This is a genomic window from Saccharothrix obliqua (assembly GCF_019375475.1).
Lineage (GTDB): Bacteria > Actinomycetota > Actinomycetes > Mycobacteriales > Pseudonocardiaceae > Actinosynnema > Actinosynnema obliqua.
The window spans coordinates 1-16228 of the sequence record NZ_JAHXGQ010000015.1 but is presented as its reverse complement, the minus strand read 5'-3'; the positions used below and the strand labels follow the sequence as shown (position 1 = coordinate 16228).

9 protein-coding genes, 1 pseudogene and 1 riboswitch are annotated in these 16228 nt (G+C 75.0%); of the genes and pseudogenes, 4 read left to right on the top strand and 6 right to left on the bottom strand.

Features of this window, described 5'->3' with window-relative positions:
- Positions 1-26: 26 nt before the first annotated feature.
- The gene (locus KZQ38_RS32505) at positions 27-635 is read right to left on the bottom strand and encodes a TetR/AcrR family transcriptional regulator (protein WP_308258700.1); all 609 of its coding nucleotides are present in this window, start codon (positions 633-635) and stop codon (positions 27-29) included.
- A 122-nt stretch (positions 636-757) separates the two neighbouring features.
- Between KZQ38_RS32505 and KZQ38_RS32500 the strand changes: the two genes are divergently transcribed.
- The gene (locus KZQ38_RS32500; protein WP_219447816.1) at positions 758-1558 is read left to right on the top strand and encodes a class I SAM-dependent methyltransferase; all 801 of its coding nucleotides are present in this window, start codon (positions 758-760) and stop codon (positions 1556-1558) included.
- A 4-nt stretch (positions 1559-1562) separates the two neighbouring features.
- On the opposite strand, the gene KZQ38_RS32495 is transcribed toward KZQ38_RS32500, so the two are convergent.
- Together KZQ38_RS32495 and KZQ38_RS32490 are read right to left on the bottom strand one after the other, a co-directional pair.
- Positions 1563-2393, bottom strand: coding sequence for an ankyrin repeat domain-containing protein (locus KZQ38_RS32495; protein WP_219447815.1), 831 nt, complete (start codon positions 2391-2393; stop codon positions 1563-1565).
- A gap of 7 nt (positions 2394-2400) precedes the next feature.
- Positions 2401-3807 (bottom strand): carotenoid oxygenase family protein, encoded by a 1407-nt coding sequence (locus KZQ38_RS32490; RefSeq protein ID WP_308258699.1) that lies wholly within the window; start codon positions 3805-3807, stop codon positions 2401-2403.
- Positions 3808-3949: 142 nt separating this feature from the next.
- On the opposite strand from KZQ38_RS32490, the gene pip reads away from it, so the two are divergent.
- Positions 3950-4876 carry a prolyl aminopeptidase gene (gene pip / locus KZQ38_RS32485; protein WP_219447812.1) on the top strand — a complete coding sequence of 309 codons (927 nt, stop codon included), beginning with the start codon at positions 3950-3952 and terminating at the stop codon, positions 4874-4876.
- A gap of 4 nt (positions 4877-4880) precedes the next feature.
- On the opposite strand, the gene glyA is transcribed toward pip, so the two are convergent.
- Positions 4881-6137 carry a serine hydroxymethyltransferase gene (gene glyA, locus KZQ38_RS32480; protein WP_219447810.1) on the bottom strand — a complete coding sequence of 419 codons (1257 nt, stop codon included), beginning with the start codon at positions 6135-6137 and terminating at the stop codon, positions 4881-4883.
- Between the two features lie 17 nt (positions 6138-6154).
- Positions 6155-6243: riboswitch (ZMP/ZTP riboswitch) on the bottom strand.
- Positions 6244-6594: 351 nt separating this feature from the next.
- On the opposite strand from glyA, the gene KZQ38_RS32475 reads away from it, so the two are divergent.
- Together KZQ38_RS32475 and KZQ38_RS32470 are read left to right on the top strand one after the other, a co-directional pair.
- Entirely contained in the window at positions 6595-6906 is a 312-nt protein-coding gene (locus KZQ38_RS32475) for a hypothetical protein (RefSeq protein WP_219447801.1), read from the top strand.
- On the top strand, positions 6903-7802 hold the full coding sequence (locus KZQ38_RS32470; RefSeq protein ID WP_219447799.1) for a hypothetical protein: 900 nt from the start codon (positions 6903-6905) through the stop codon (positions 7800-7802). Before KZQ38_RS32475 ends, KZQ38_RS32470 begins: the two co-directional genes overlap by 4 nt.
- Positions 7803-7843: 41 nt before the next feature.
- Here the strand turns inward: KZQ38_RS32470 and KZQ38_RS32465 are convergent.
- Both KZQ38_RS32465 and KZQ38_RS32460 read right to left on the bottom strand, forming a co-directional pair.
- Positions 7844-13759, bottom strand: a pseudogene (locus KZQ38_RS32465) (thioester reductase domain-containing protein); the annotation flags it as partial.
- A gap of 25 nt (positions 13760-13784) precedes the next feature.
- Positions 13785-16228, bottom strand: a 2444-nt coding sequence (locus KZQ38_RS32460; RefSeq protein ID WP_219447796.1) for an acyltransferase domain-containing protein, incomplete at its 5' end; no start/stop codon positions are given.

Here is a 16228-nt window from a genome sequence, read left to right as displayed (position 1 = left end):
GTTCCCCCCTTCAAGGATTTCTTCGGTTACGACTCGGGCGGGGCGCCCAGACCCGCGGCCAGCAGGTCCAACGCCTCCCCGATCAGGTTCTCCAGCGGACGCGGGTCGTCCGGTTCGGCCCAGAGGATGAACGCGACGCGGCAGGCAGCGCTCACGGCGGCGGCCAGGAGCAGCGGGTACACGTCGGTCGGGGTCGCGCCGATGCGCTCGGCGATGCCGGCGGCGAGCTGCCGCTCGGCTGCCTCCCCGCCCGCGAACACGCGCGCGAGGAGTTCCGGATACTGCTGCACGACCCGCATCCGGAGCAACCACAATTCACGGTCGCCCGCCAGCTCCTCCGTGATCTCGGCCAGCACCGCGGCGTGCACCGCGGCCACCGGCCCCTCCTCCGCGGGCCGGCCGACGACGCGGGCGCGCAGCCGCGCCCCGCCGTCCGGGTCCGGTGCGGCGAGCGCGTCGTCCTTGCTCGCGAAGTAGTTGAAGAAGGTGCGCGGTGACACGTCGGCGGCGTTGCTGATGTCCTCCACCGTGACCTGGTCGTAGCCGCGTTCGGCCACGAGCGTCACGGCCGCACGGCCCAACGCCGCCCGCGTCTGCCGCTTCTTCCGATCGCGGAGGCCGCGTTCGCCGTTCACCGGATCAGCGTACGGATTTTTATGCATAAACTGCAACTTTGCAGTTCGCGCACCCGAGTGATTCCCCTCTCAGCGCAAAACCGGGTGCGTGCCGACACGCGCCGTGACTACCTTCGCCCGTCGTGACGAACACCGAGTGGCTGCGCCTCAACCGCGAGAACTGGGACGACCGGACCGCCGTGCACGCGGCGAGCGACTTCTACGACCTGCCGGGCTTCCGCGCCGGCCGCTCCACGCTGCGGCCGTTCGAGCAGGCCGAGGTCGGCGACGTCACCGGGCGGCGGCTGCTGCACCTCCAGTGCCACATGGGCCAGGACACCCTGTCGTGGGCACGCCTCGGCGCACGCGTCACGGGTCTGGACTTCTCCCCCGCGGCCGTGGAGACCGCGCGCGGGCTGGCCGCCGAGACCGGGTTGGCCGCCCGGTTCGTCGTGTCCGACGTGCACGACGCGCGAGCCGCCCTCGGCGGGGAGGCGTTCGACATCGTCTACACGGGGTTCGGCGCGCTGGTGTGGCTGCCCGACGTGGCGGAGTGGGCCCGGGTCGTGGCGTCCCTGCTCGCGGACGGCGGCTCCCTGTACCTGGCGGAGTTCCACCCGCTCCTCTACGTGCTCGGCGACGACGGGCGCACGGTCGAGTACGACTACTTCCAGACCGAGGGCGAGACCTTCGACCACGACCGCACGTACACCGATGGCCCGAAGCTCACCCGGACGGTGTCCGTGCAGTGGCACCACCCCATGGGCTCGATCCTGACCGCGTTGGTGGGGGCGGGGTTGCGGCTGGAGTTCCTGCGCGAGCGCGCGTGGTCGCCGTTCCCGATCCTCCCGGCACTGGTCCGGGTCGGTCCGGAGGAGTACCGCTTCCCGCCCGGTCGCCCCGGCGTGCCGCTGACGTACTCGCTGCGCGCGACCAAGGCGTGACGCCTCACCGCCGTGCGGTCAGCACCGCCCGCACGGCCTCGTAGTCGCCGTCCTCGGTGCGGTTGTGCACCGCGCCCCAGACCGCGCAGTCCAACGGGGTCGGGCCGTCGAACGCGCGGTGGTCGAGGTCCGCGCCACGCGCCACCAGCAACCGCACCACGTCCACCCGGCCGTTCATGGCGGCCTGCGCCAACGGCGTGAACCCGCTCCACCCCGGCGTGTCCGGGGGCAGGCCGGCGTCCAGCAGCGCCGCCACCACGTCCGCCCGGCCGAGCGCGGCGAACTGGCCGAGGACCCAGCCGTAGTCGTCACCCGGCGGCACGCCCGCGACGGGCGCGACCGCGCGGGGCAGCGAGGTGGACTCGCCCCGCGCCACGGCCAGCACCGCCCGGTCCACCGGGTCGAGGTCGGCGGTCGCGCCGCGGGCCTCCAGCAGCTCGTACGCCGCCAGGTGCCCGCACCGCGCGGCCAGGGCCGACGGGCGGCGACCGACGTCCCACCGGTCCCACGGCCGGTCGACGTCCGCGCCCGCGTCCAGCAGCGCGGTGAGCACGCGGGTGCTCCGCCCGCGGGCGATGGCGTGGTGGAGGCAGTGCTCGGCGTTCACGTCGACACCGCGGTCCAGGAACCAGCGCAGTCCCGCCAGGTCCTCGAAGTCGAGCTTGTGGTTGACGCCCACCCGCTCGAAACCCGGTCGGTGCAAGGCGTCCAGGAACGCCGTGCCGGCCTGCTCGCACGCGTGGTAGAACGCGTCCTCGTCCGGCTCCACCCCGGCGGCCAGCAGCCGACGCACCTCCGTCAGGTCACCGGCTTCCACCGCCGCGAGCAAGGTCACGGGTCGATCATAGGTCGGGCGACCGACGGGTGGCCGCCGTGTACTGGCCGTGGAAGCCGAACGGGATGGCGTGCGGCACCTCGGCCCGCGCCAGCTCGGTGAACCGGGCCGCGTCCAGCACCAGCAGGCTCGACCGCTGGGCGGCGGCGTCCAGCACGACGGAGAGCACCACGCCGTCGTCCTCGCCCCGCGCGTCCGGCGCGGGGACGAACACCGGCTCACCGGGGTAGCGGCCGGGTTCGTGCCACGTCCTGGTCGTGCCGGTGCGGACGTCGAGCTTCACGAGCTGGTTGAGGAAGTCCCGCCCGGAGCCGCCCCGCGCGCCGACGCCGTAGGCCACGCCGTAGTCGCGCCCGTTGTGGTCGCGGTAGGCGATGCGGGGCAGTTCCAGCGCTTCGCCGGCGAGGCGGGTCACGCGCACCGCCGCACCGCCGAGGTCCACCTCGTACCGGGTGGGGAAGGCGAGCGGCAGGTCCCCGCCCGCGCGCACGCGGTCCAGGTACAGCGCGTCCACCACACCCGCGTCGGGGTAGGAGCAGATGTCGACGACCACGCCGTCGTCGCGGTCGTACGCGTTGATGTGGTGGAACGCGAAGAACGGCTCGGCACGGGCGTCCGCGACGACCGCGCCGTCGTCCTGGCGGAACACGACGAACCGGGTGCCGAGTTCCGGCCGCCACCGGTAGTTCTCGATGAACGGCTTGCCGCGCAACAGGAACGACAGCGGGTTGACCACGAACGGGAACACCGCGAGCACCACGTGCCGCTCGGTGACGGCGAAGCTGTGCAGGTAGCCGGGGCGGTCGGCGGGCAGCTCGGCGACCGGCTCGCGGACGCCGCCGCGTTCCCGGTAGACGCGGTAGACGCTGCGCCGGCCGAACTTCAGCACGTAGTTGACCAGGTCCCCGGTGCGTGGCGCGACGTGCGGGTGCGCGGTGGTCAGGTGGCCGGTGACGGCACGCGTCGGGTCGGCCAGGCCGACCGTGGCGAGCGTGTCCGGGTCGAACTCCACCGCGATGGGCGTCTCGGTGAGGGCGAGGTCGCGGCCGTCGCCGAACAGCACGTTCACGTTGGCGTTGCTGGTGTTGGCGGGCCGGGCGAACAGCCGGTCGAACGCGGAGCGGCACGGGTCGGTGGCGAACTCGCCGAACCCGATCCGGCCGTCGTCGCGCGCGGACCGCAGGCTCGGCGTGTCCAGGTACCGGTTGCGGTAGCCGACGCGGCCGTCCGCGAAACCGAAGCGGTGCAGCATCGCCTGGCCGTCGAACCAGTGCCGGAACGAGCGGTCGCCCGCCTCGAACCGCGCGGGCCCGTTGCGCACCAGCGCGCCGGTGAGCCAGCGGGGCAGCTCGCCCCGCACCTCCAGGTCCGCGACCACCTCGGTGTCCAACGTCGTGAACCCCGCACGCACCACCGCGACCACCTCCCGCGAAACAATGTTATAAAACATCGTTTCCGAAGGCGCGTCAAGGGGCCGGCCACCTCGAAAACCCGTCGCCCGCCGAGCACGTCCCCGTTAATCTAACAGCACTGTCAGATCAACGGAGGGAACGGTGATGTACCCGGAGATCGAGCCGTACGACCACGGGATGCTCGACGTCGGCGACGGGCACCACGTGTACTGGGAGGTCTGCGGCAACCCGGACGGGAAACCGGCCGTCGTCCTGCACGGCGGCCCCGGGTCGGGGTGCACCCCGAACGCCCGCCGTTACTTCGACCCCGCCGCCTACCGCGTGGTGTTGTTCGACCAGCGGGGGTGCGGGCGCAGCACGCCCCACGCGTCCGCGCCCACCGTCGACCTGTCCGCCAACACCACCGACCACCTGATCGCCGACATCGAGCTGCTGCGCACGACGCTGGGCATCGACCGGTGGTTGGTGTTCGGCGCGTCGTGGGGTTCGGTGCTCGGTCTCGCCTACGCCGTGCGGCACCCGGAGCGCGTGACCGAGATGGTGTACGCGGGCGTCGCCATGGGCCTGCGGGAGGAGATCGACCTCCTGGTCGACGGGCTCGGGCCGATGTTCCCCGAGGCGCACGCCCGGTTCCGGGCCGCGGCGGGCGACCCGGCGGGCGACATCGCGGCGGCCTACCTGGAACTGCTGCTCGACCCCGACCCGGCCGTGCACCACCGCGCCGCCGCCGAGTGGTGTGCGTGGGAGGACGCGATGGTGCCGCTCACCCCGCAGGGCCCGCGGTTCGACCCGCCGGACTACCGGCTCGCGTTCACCCGGCTGGTCACCCACTACTGGTCGAACGGCTGCTGGCTGCCGCCCGACCACGTGGCCGCCAACTCCGCCCGGATCGCGCACATCCCCGGCGTGGTGGTGCAGGGCGAACTGGACCTGGTGAACCTGGTCGGCACGCCCTGGCGGCTGGCCGCCGCGTGGCCGGGCGCCGAGCTGGTCACCATCCGGCACACCGCGCACGGCGGCAGCCCGGAGATGGCGGCGGCACGCACCGCCGCCACCGACCGGTTCCGCTGACGCGTCAGGCGCGGCCCGGCATCGGGTGCGCCGCCATCAGCTCCGCCACCTCGGCCGCAATCCGGTCCAGGGCCGCATCGTCGCCCGCCGCCTGCACGGCCGCGTCGATCCACGCCGCCACCTGGGGCATCTGGTCCGGACCGAGGCCGCGGGTGGTGATGGCGGCCGTGCCCAGCCGCAGGCCGGACGGGTCGAACGGCTTGCGCGGGTCGTAGGGCACGGTGTTGTAGTTGGTCTCGATGCCCGCCCGGTCCAGGGCGCGGGCCGCCGGCTTGCCGCCGACGCCCCGGCCGGTCAGGTCGACCAGCACCAGGTGGTTGTCCGTGCCGCCGGACACCAGGTCGAACCCGCGTTGCGCCAGGGCCGCCGCGAGCGCCTGCGCGTTGGCCACCACGTTGTGCGCGTAGGTCCGGAAGTCCGGCGCGGCGGCCTCGCGCAGCGCCACCGCGATCGCCGCCGTGGTGTGGTTGTGCGGACCGCCCTGGAGACCGGGGAAGACGGCCCGGTCGACGGCCTTCGCGTGCGCGGCGTCCGTCATGATCATCGCGCCACGCGGGCCGCGCAGCGTCTTGTGGGTGGTCGTGGTGATCACCTGGGCGTGCCCGACCGGCGACGGGTGCGCGCCGCCCGCGATCAGGCCGGCGATGTGCGCGATGTCCGCCACCAGCACGGCGCCCACCTCCCGCGCGATCGACGCGAACGCCGGGAAGTCGATGGTGCGCGGGATGGCCGTGCCACCGCAGAAGATCACCTTCGGGCGCTCGCGCAGCGCCAGGTCGCGCACCTCGTCCAGGTCGACCCGGCCGGTGTCCTTCCGCACGCCGTACCGCGCGCCGCGGAACCACTTGCCGGTCGCGGACACGTCCCAGCCGTGCGTGAGGTGCCCGCCCATGGGGAGGGCCATGCCCAGCACGGTGTCGCCGGGGTTGAGGAAGGCCAGGTAGACGGCCAGGTTCGCCGGGGAGCCGGAGTACGGCTGGACGTTGGCGTGGTCCACCCCGAACAGGCTCTTGGCCCGCGTCACCGCGAGCGCCTCGACCGGGTCAACGAACTGCTGGCCCTCGTAGTACCGGCGGCCCGGGTAGCCCTCCGAATACTTGTTGGTCAGCACGGTGCCGGTCGCCTCCAGGACGGCACGCGAGACGTAGTTCTCCGAGGCGATCAACCGGATCTTGGCGAACTGGCGCTCGGTCTCGCCCTCGACCAGGCGCGCGACCTCGGGGTCGGCGGCGGTCAACGACGGCAGCGGTGGAACGTGCACGACAGCCTCCACGGGCGCCGTGGCACCCAGGCGCGCGGTGCTGGTACCGGCTCGTCGCTCCCCGGTGGTCGTTCCCACCCTCGTCACGCCAGTCGCGAACACCGCCACTGTAACCGCGTGCCCCCGGCGGCCGACCGCCACCCCGCGCGATCCCGTCCAGCCGACCGCCACCCCGCGCGATCCCGCGTCCAGCCGACCGCCACCCCGCACCGCCCCGGCCACCGAACCCGCGCCCGGCCGACCGCCACCCCGCGCGATCCGGCATTCACCCGTTAGTGCCAACGCCGTATCCCCGCGACGCACCGGTCCACCATGACAAGTGACGTCGGCGGTCGGCTGCGGTAGCCGTCGGTCGTCGGCCGGTCCATCGCCGGTGAACGGGGGCGGGAATCGGATGGACTTGCTGACCGCGATCTCTCTCGGTGCGGCAGGCGGGGCTCTGGTTGAGGCGATCACGATGTTCGCGCAGGTGGAAGCATGGCAGGAAGCGCGCAGCCGGGGTCGGGTGCGCGACGGGGGGTCCACACCGCCGTCCTTCGGGCGGTTCGTGGACCTGCCCGCCCGGGTGGCGGCAGGCGTCACCCGGCTCGTGCTCGGCGCGGTGGCGGGAGCGGTCTTCCACGACCAGCTCGCCGGCATCGCGGCGGCCGTCGCGGTGGGCGCGTCCGCGCCCGCCGTGCTCCAACACCTCGGTTCGTTCCAGACGGCGCGTGCCGCCGTCGAACAGGAACCCACGAGGGCGGCCTCCGAACCGGAGGGCGTCGGATGACCACCCACTCCTTCGCGACCCGTTACTGGGCCGCGCTCGTCGACGGGCCACCGCGCCCGCTCAACCCGCCGGTGGACCAGGGGTTCCACCGGCGGTGGCTCGCCGCGCTGGCGGGGCCCGCGATCCGGGTCCCGTCGGCGCACCCCGGCGTCGCGACGGCCCTCCTCCGCGGAGGGCGGCCGCCCGCCGCGCGGATCGTGGTGCTGGTGGACGAGCGCGCCGGACCGGCGGTGCTCGCCCGCGGGCACGAGGCGGCCACCGCGGTCGCGGCGACCGAGCCGGCGGCCCGGTCCTCGATCGCGGTGGCGGCCTTCGGGCCGGCGGGCGAGCGGCCCGCCGTCGACCTCGTCAGCCCGGAGCAGGGCGTGCGGGACGCCCTGCTCCGCACCCGCGACTTCCGCACCCGCACCGGCCACGTGGACGTCGCGCGGGCCGTGCTCGCGGCGCTGCCCGCCGACGACGGCCGACCGAGGGTGGTGTACCTGCTCACCACCGGGACACCCGGCCGCGGTGCCCGGACCGTGTTCGACCGGTTGGCGGCGGAGGGCGTCCGGGTGGTCCCGATCGGGGTGCCACCCGACCTCGCCGCGCTGCCCGGTGTCGCCGCCGAGGCGGTCGGCCGCGTCCGCTGCGGCGTGCCGGTCCGCCGACCGGCCACCCCGCGACGCGAGCTGGTGGTGGCGGTGCCGGACGGCGCACGGGTCGCGACGATCGCGGTCGACGTGCACGACCCGCGTGCGACGGCGGTGTTCCTGGACCCGACCGGGGCGGAACACCACCCGCCACCCGGCACGGGGCGGGTGGCGGTGCTGCGGCGGGACGACCCGGAGCCCGGCGACTGGCGCGTCCGGCTCAGCACGCCGACCGGGCTGGCGTGGTGGTCCCACGTGGGTTGAGCGCGGACCGGGTCGCCCGCCGACGACCCGGTCCGGACCCATCAGCCCGCCGGGCGCGGGTAGTAGCCGGTCTCCACGAAGAACCGCACGTAGGTGTCGACCAGGGCGTCGGTGATCGGCGGGCACGTGATGCCGGTGCCCGTCAGCGCCTCCTCCGTCCGCGAGACGTCCACCAGCGGGTAGAACGCGGCGCTGTCCGCCGTCATCAGCTCGAAGGCGTCCAGCAGCGGGATCAGGGCGTTGTCCCGGTCGGCGAGCACGGTCCGCCGCCACTCGTCCCACGGCAGTTCGGCCAACGGGTAGCCGTGCGCGCGCAGCCGGTCCACGAGCTGCGCCCAGCTCACCCGGCCGGGGTTGTAGACGTGGAACGTGCCGCCGGACTCCGCCGACAACGCGACCACGGCCGCCGCCGCGTAGTCCACCGGCACCATCGGCACCTCGCCCGCGAGGTTCGCCGGCACCGCGCCCGCCTGCACCAGGCCCTTGGTGGCCAGCCACACGAAGTCCCTCGTCTGGCAGGCCCCGGTCACCCGGTCGCCGGACACCAGGTCCACCCGGTACACCCGCGCCGGCAGCCCGCGCTCCCGCGCCCGCTCCACCGACTGCTCCGCCACCCACTTGCTGCGCAGGTAGCCGCTGGGCAGCTCGGCGGGCGGCCCGGTCGGGTCGTCCACGGCGAGCGGCACGCCCGGTTCCCGCGCACCCGCGAACACGCCCGTCGTGGACAGGTGGTGCACCGGCACGGAGCGGTGCCGCGCGGCCAGGCGCAACACCTCCTGCGTGCCGAGCACGTTCGACGCGCGCAGGTCGCCGTACGGGCGCAGCCAGTTCACCGTCGCGCCCGCGTGGTAGACGGCGTCGACCAGGCGGGCCAGCCCGTCGAACACGTCCTCCGCCAGCCCGAGCCGCGGCTGCGCGAGGTCGCCGACGACGACCCGCAGCCGGGCCGGGTCCACGTCGTCCCACAGCCGGTACCAACGCAGGTTCGCCTCGACCTTGCGCAGGCCCTCGTCCACGTCGGCCGCGCGCACCAGGCAGTGCACGGTGGCGGCGGTCCGGGAGAGCAGTTCCCGCAGCAGGAACGCGCCGAGGAAACCGGTCGCGCCGGTCAGCAGCACGTGGTCCGGGTCGTGGACGGTGCGCACCACCTCCGCCGCCGGGCGGATGTCGGCGGGCAGCGGCACGTCGTAGTCCTCCTCCGCCGCGCCCGCCGCACCGGCCAGGAACGCGGCCAGCGCGTTCGGCGTCGGGTGGTCGAACACGGCGGTCGCGGGCAGCGCCAGCCCGGTGGCCGCGGTGACCCGGTTGCGCAGCTCCACCGACAGCAGCGAGTCGAAACCCAGGTCCGGGAACGGTTTGTCGGCCACCTCGCCGCTCAGGCCGAGCACCGCCGCCGCCTCCCGGTGCACCACGGCCAGCAACGCGGCACGGCGCTCGGCGGGCGACAGGTCGGTCAGCTCCGGGGCGGGCACGCCGGTGCGGGCCGCGGGCCGGGTGGTCGGCAGCAGGGTCCGCAGCAGCGGCGGGACCTGGTCGGGCCGGGCACGCAGCGCGGCCTGGTCGAGCGGGACGGCCACCAGCGCGGGCACGTCGGCCGCGAGCGCCGCGTCCAGCACCGCCAGGCCGTGCGCGGACCCGATGGGCCGGAAACCGGCACGGGCGATGCGGGCCCGGTCCACGTCGGACAGGTCGGCGGTGATGCCGCTCTCCGCCGCCCACAGGCCCCACGCGACCGAGGTCGTGGGCAGGCCGCGGGTGGCGCGGTGGGCGGCCAGGCCGTCGAGGTAGGCGTTCGCGGCGGCGTAGTTGCCCTGGCCCGCACCGCCGATCACGCCCGCGATGGACGAGAACAACACCAGGTGCGCGTCCGGCACGAGGTCGTGCAGGTGCCGGGCGGCGTCCGCCTTGGGGCGCAACACGTCCGACAGCCGCTCCGGCGTCAGGTCGGGCACCAGGCCGTCGTCGATCACGCCGGCGGTGTGCACGACGGCGGACAGCTCGACACCGCCGATCGCGGCGGCGAGCGCGTCCCGGTCGGCGACGTCGCACGCGACGATCCGGACGCGCGCGCCCAGGCCGGTCAGCTCGTCGTGCAGGGCGCGGGCGCCCGGTGAGTCCGGACCACGCCTGCTGGTGAGCAGCAGGTCCCGCACGCCGTGCCGGGTCACCAGGTGCCGGGCGACCAACGCGCCCAACGTGCCGGTGCCGCCGGTGATGAGCACGGTCCCGTCCCAGCGCTCCCCGCCGGTACCGCCGGTCGCTCCGACGCGCCGCAGCCGCGGCAGGTGCACGACGCCCCGCCGCACCACCGCCTGCGCCGCGCCGGACGCGACCACGGCCGGTACCGCCGCGCGGGACGCCGGGTCGTCGTCCACGTCGACCAGCACCACCCGGCCCGGCTGCTCGGACTGCGCCGACCGGGCGAGACCCCACAGGGCCGCACCCGCCACGTCCGTCACGTCCCGCACCGCGCCGGAGGTGACCGCCACGAGCGGTTCCGCGCCCTGGAGGTCCGCCAACGCCGCCGCGGCCCGCGCGTGCAGGTCCTCACCGGGTGACCACTCCACCACGCGCGGCACGGTGTCCGACGGAGGCAGTTCGACCGGCTCCCACGTGACGTGCAGCAACGAGTCGCCGGGCCGCAGCAGCGCCGCGGCGACGTCGGCGGCGGGTGTGGTCCGCAGCGACGCGGACCCGATCGTCGCGACCGGCCCGCCGTTCGAGTCGGCCAGCCACAGCCGGTCGCCCTCGACCCGCACCCGCACGACCTCCGCGCCGGTCGCGTGCAGCTCGACGTCCCGCCACGCCACCGCGTCACCCGTGCCGAGCACCCGCACCGCCGCGTCCAGCAACGACGGGTGCAGCCGGAAGCCACCCGGCTCGACGCCCGGCAGCTCGACCCACTCGCCGCCGGTCGGCCAGGGTTCGGCGCGGCCCGCGGTCAGCACGCCCGCGGCGTGCCGCGTCCAGTCGCCGTCGAGCGCGCTGTGCACGGTCAGCTCACCGGCCCGCACCCGCACCTGGAGCCGCAGCGCGCCCCGGTCCGGCACGACGACCGGCGTGGTCACGTCCAGCGCCGCCAGCCGGGGCCGCCCGACCTCGTCGCCCGCCCGGATGGCCAGCTCCACCAGCGCCGCGGCCGGCAGCACGACCGAGCCGTGCACGCGGTGGCGCTCCAGCCACGGCTGGTCGCGCAACGACAACCGGCCGGTGAACAACACCTCGTCGCCACCCGCCACCGGCACCGCCGCACCGAGCAGCGGGTGTCCCGCGTCGGCCACGCCGAGTTCCTCGGCACGCGCCGGTTCCTGGTTGGCCACCCAGTACCGCTGCCGCTGGAACGCGTAGGTCGGCAGGTCCACCCGCCGCGCGCCGGTGTCCGCGAAGAACGCCCGCCAGTCGACGGCGACCCCGTTGGCGTGCAACGCGCCCAGCGCCGCGACCAGCCCGCCGCCCGCGCGCTGCGCGGGCACCGCGACGGCGTCCACCACGTCCCGGACCATCGGCGTCAGCACCGCGTCCGGGCCGATCTCCACGAACGTCGTCACGCCCTCCTTGGCCAACGCGCGCACGCAGTCCGCGAACCGCACCGCCGACCGCACGTGCCGCACCCAGTAGTCCGGCGAGCGCAGCAGTTCGTCACCCGCCGGCGCACCGGTCACGTTGGACACGACCGGTATCCGCGGCGCGTGGTAGGTGATGCCGGCGGCCACCGCGCGGAACTCCTCCAGCACCGGGTCCATCCGGTGCGAGTGGAAGGCGTGGCTGACCGGGAGCCGCTTGGTCCGGCGACCCCGCTCGCGCAGCAGCGCGGCCACCGCGAGCACCGCGTCCTCGTCGCCGGACAACACCACGGCGGCCGGCCCGTTGACCGCCGCGACGCCGACGACGTCCGACAGCAGCGGTTCCACCTCGGCGAGCGGCGCGGCGACGGCGACCATCGCGCCGCCGGCCGGCAGCCCGCCGATCAGCCCGGCCCGCGCGGCGACCAGCGCGCAGGCGTCGGCGGCCGACAGCACGCCCGCCACGTGGGCGGCGGTGATCTCGCCCAGCGAGTGACCCGCGACGTAGTCCGGCCGCACGCCCCACGACTCCAGCAGCCGGTGCAGCGCCACCTCGAACGCGAACAACGCGGGCTGGGTGAACCGGGTGTCGTGCACCTCGGCGGAATCGCCGAACACGACGTCCCGCAGCGGTGCCGGCAGGTGCGGGTCGAGCAACGCGCACATCTGGTCGAACGCCGCCGCGAACACCGGGTGCCGCCGGTGGAGGTCCCGGCCCATGCCGAGGCGTTGCGCGCCCTGCCCGGTGAACACGAACGCCACCCGGCCGCTCTGCGGCGTCGTGGTCGGGAAGTCCGCGAGCCCGGCGAGCAGGCCCGCGCGGTCCGCCGCGACCACGACGCCCCGGTGCTCCAGCGCCGCCCGGCCGGTGGCGAGCGTGTGCGCCACGTCCAGCGGTGCGAGGTCCGGGTGGGCGACGAGGTGGGCGCGGAGCCGGTCGGCCTGCGCCCGCAACGCTTCCGCGCTGCGAGCCGACAGCAGGAACGGCAGTTCGCCCGGCGTCGCGGTGGGCGCGGGCGCGGGTTCCTCCGGCACGTGCTCCAGGATCACGTGCGCGTTCGTGCCGCTGACGCCGAACGACGACACGGCCGACCGCCGCGCCCGGTCGGTCGTCGGCCACGGCCGCTCCTCGCGCAGCAGCTCCACCGCGCCGGACCGCCAGTCCACCACCGGCGTCGGCTCGTCCACGTGCAGGGTGCGCGGCGCGACGCCGTGCCGCATCGCCTGGACCATCTTGATGACGCCGCCGACACCGGCCGCGGCCACGCTGTGCCCGATGTTGGACTTCAGCGAGCCCAGCAGCAGCGGCGTGGTGCGGTCCCGGCCGTAGGTGGCGAGCAGGGCCTGCGCCTCGATCGGGTCGCCGAGGCGGGTGCCGGTGCCGTGCGCCTCCACCACGTCGACGTCCGAGGTGGACAGCCGGGCGTCCGCCAGCGCCGCGCGGATGACCCGTTCCTGCGACGGGCCGTTCGGCGCGGTGAGCCCGTTGGACGCGCCGTCCTGGTTCACCGCCGTGCCGCGCACCAGCGCCAGCACCGGGTGGCCGTGCCGCCGCGCGTCGGACAGCTTCTCCAGCAGCAGCAGGCCGACGCCCTCGGACCAGCCGGTGCCGTCGGCCGCGCCGGCGAACGACTTGCACCGGCCGTCCGGGGAGAGCCCGCGCTGCCGGGAGAAGTCGACGTAGCCGGTGGGCGAGCCGTACACCGTGCTGCCGCCCGCGATCGCGAGCGCCGACTCGCCGGCACGCAGCGAGCGCGCGGCGAGGTGCAGTGCCACCAGGGACGACGAGCACGCCGTGTCGACGGTGATCGCGGGTCCCTCGAAGCCGAACGCGTAGGCGATCCGACCGGACGCCACGCTGCCCAGCTTCCCGGTCATCAGGAAGCCCTCCAGCTCCTCCGGCCCGGCGAGCCCGAGGTAGCTCTGCTCGCCCACGCCCGCGAACACGCCGGTCCGGCTGCCACGCAACGTGCCGGGGTCGATGCCCGCGTGCTCGAACAGCTCCCACGCGGTCTCCAGCAGGACCCGCTGCTGCGGGTCCATGCCCAGCGCCTCGCGGGGCGAGATGCCGAAGAACGCGGCGTCGAACTCCGCGGCGTGGTCCACGAAACCGCCGTGCCGGGTGTAGGACCGGCCGGGCACACCGGGTTCCGGGTCGTACAACCGGTCCACGTCCCAGCCGCGGTCGGTCGGCCACGGCGTGATGCCGTCGCCGCCCTCGGCGACCAGCCGCCACAGGTCGTCCGGCGAGCCGACCCCGCCGGGGTAGCGGCACGCCATGGCGACGATCGCGACGGGCTCGGGCTCCTCCAGCTCGGTGATCCGCTCGCGTGCCCGCTGGAGGTCGGCGGTGACCCACTTCAGGTACTCGACCAGCCGTTCTTCGTTCGACACGGCGTCCCCTCTCCGATCCTCGTGGTCAGCGCGCGGCGCGGCCGAGCTGGTTGTCGATGAAGTCGAACAGCTCGGTGGCGGACGCGGCGGCGAGGTCCGGCCGGTCACCGCCCTGCTCGAAGCGGGACAGCATGGCGCGCAGCCGGGCGGTCGCGGCGGCGCGGTCGGCGTCGTCCGCCGCCGCGAGCGCCGCCTCCAGCCGGTCCAGCTCGACCGCGGGCGGCGGCGGGCCGGCGGGCGCGAGGCGGTCCGCCAGCAGGTCGACCAGCGCGGCCGGGGTGGGGTGGTCGAACACCAGGGTCGCCGCCAGCGGGACACCGGTCGCGGCGGCCAGCCGGTTGCGCAGGTCCACCGACGTCAACGAGTCGAACCCGAGGTCGCCGAACGGCTTGGCCAGGTCCACCCGCGCCGGGTCGCGGCGGCCGAGCACCGCCGCCACCTGCTCCCGCACGACCTCCTCGGCCACGCGGGCGCGGTCCTCCCCCGCCGCGACCCGCTCGGCCGGCATCACCTTCGGCCGGCCGCGCACCGGGTCGCGCGGCACCACGCCGTCCGGCAACGCGGACAGCGGTGCGGCCACCACCACGGGTCGGTCCACCAGCACCACGTCGTCGACCACCGTCACGGCGTGTCCGCCGCGTTGCCGGGCCAGCGCTTCCATGAAGGCCACACCCGCCGCGTAGTGCGCGTACCCGAGGACGCCCATCCCCTCCACAGTGGACGCGAACACCAGGTCACCGGTGGTCTCCTCGTGCAGGCGCCAAGCCCGGTCCACGGTCTCCCGCAACGCCTCGGCGAGCAGTTCGTCGGTCAGCGCGGCGAGCACCGCGCGCTCCGGCAGGGCGGGCCGGTGCACCACCACGCCGGTCGCGGGCCGCACCTCGGCCGCGACCTTCACCAGCCGCGGCGCGTACGCCGTGCCGTCGCGGAAGACGACCTGCGGCTCGCCGGACGCGAGCACCGCCGGGAGCCGGTCCACCGGTCCGCCGACCAGCACGATCCGGTCCGGCGCCTCGGCCTGCGCCGCACGCACGAGTCCCCACACCGCGGCGATGCCCGGATCGGCCGGGTCGGGCGTCAGCACGACCACGCGGCTGTCGTCGGTGGCGCGGTCCCGCAGTTCCTCGAGCACGTCCCTCGTCGCGGTGTGCGCGGTGGCCACCGGGTCGGGACCCGCCGCCACCCGGATGACCTCCGGTTCGGGACCGTCGGCGGCCGGCAGGTCCACCGGGACCCAGTCCACCTCGTAGACCGACGTGCGGTTCAAGGCGCGGAACTCCACCGCGTCCACGCGGGCGACCGCCACACCCCGGTCGTCCAGGAAGTCCGCCCCGTCGAACCGCACGGCCGCGCCGGGCGTGAGCGCGCGCAAACCACGCCACACCGCGGGTTCGAGGTCGTCCGCCACGAGGTCCAGGTCCACCCGCGCGTCGACGGCGGGACCGGCCGTGAGCGTGCCCCGCGCCTGCTCCACCCAGCCGTCCTGCCACGCGTGCACGGTGACCGGCCGGGTGTCGCCGGTCGGCTCGCCCACCAGGACCTGGACGCGGCCCGGTGCGGGCAGCGCCGTGATCTCCAGGTCCACCACCGGGAAGCCGACCTCGCGACCCGCGTGCCACACCAGCCCGGCCAGCAGGGCGCCGGTCGCGGGTTCCGCCAGTACCCCGCCGAACAACACCTCGTCCCGGCCCGCGACCGGCACGGCCGCGCCCAGGACGGGGTGGTCGCTCCCGGTGGCACGCCGCGTGGTGAGCCAGTAGCGCTCCCGCTGGAACGGGTAGGTCGGCAGCACCACGCGGCGACCGGGGAACGCCGACCAGTCCACGGGGTGCGAGCGGGCGTGCAGGTGGGCGAAGGCCGCCACCGCCACGTCCTCCTCCGGCCGGTCGCGCCGCAGCACCGGCACGGCCGCCACGCCGTCCGGCAGCAGCGCCGCGAGCAGCCCGGTCAGCACCGCGTCCGGCCCCAGCTCCACGAACGTCGTGACACCCGCGTCGAGCAACGTCGTGGCGGCGTCGGCGAACCGCACGGTGTCCCGGACGTGCCGCACCCAGTGCTCCGGGTCCGTCCAGTCACCACCCACCACGGGGATCTCCGGTTCGCGGTAGGTCAGGTTCTCTGCCACAGCGCGGAAGTCGTCCAACATCGGGTCCATCAACGGCGAGTGGAACGCATGACTCACCACCAACCGCTTGCTCTTGAACCCTTCCGCCGCACGAAGCACGGCATCCTCAACCCCGGACAACACAACCGACCGAGGCCCGTTCACCGCCGCGATAGCCACGCCCTCCGGCAGTGCGATTTCGCCCTCCGCCGCCTGCACCGCGACCATCGCCCCACCACGCGGCAACGCCTGCATCAACCGACCACGCGCACCCACCAACTTCGCCGCATCCGCCAACGACAACACACCCGCCACATGAGCCGCGGCGATCTCGCCAACCGAGTGACCCGCGACGAAGTCCGGTT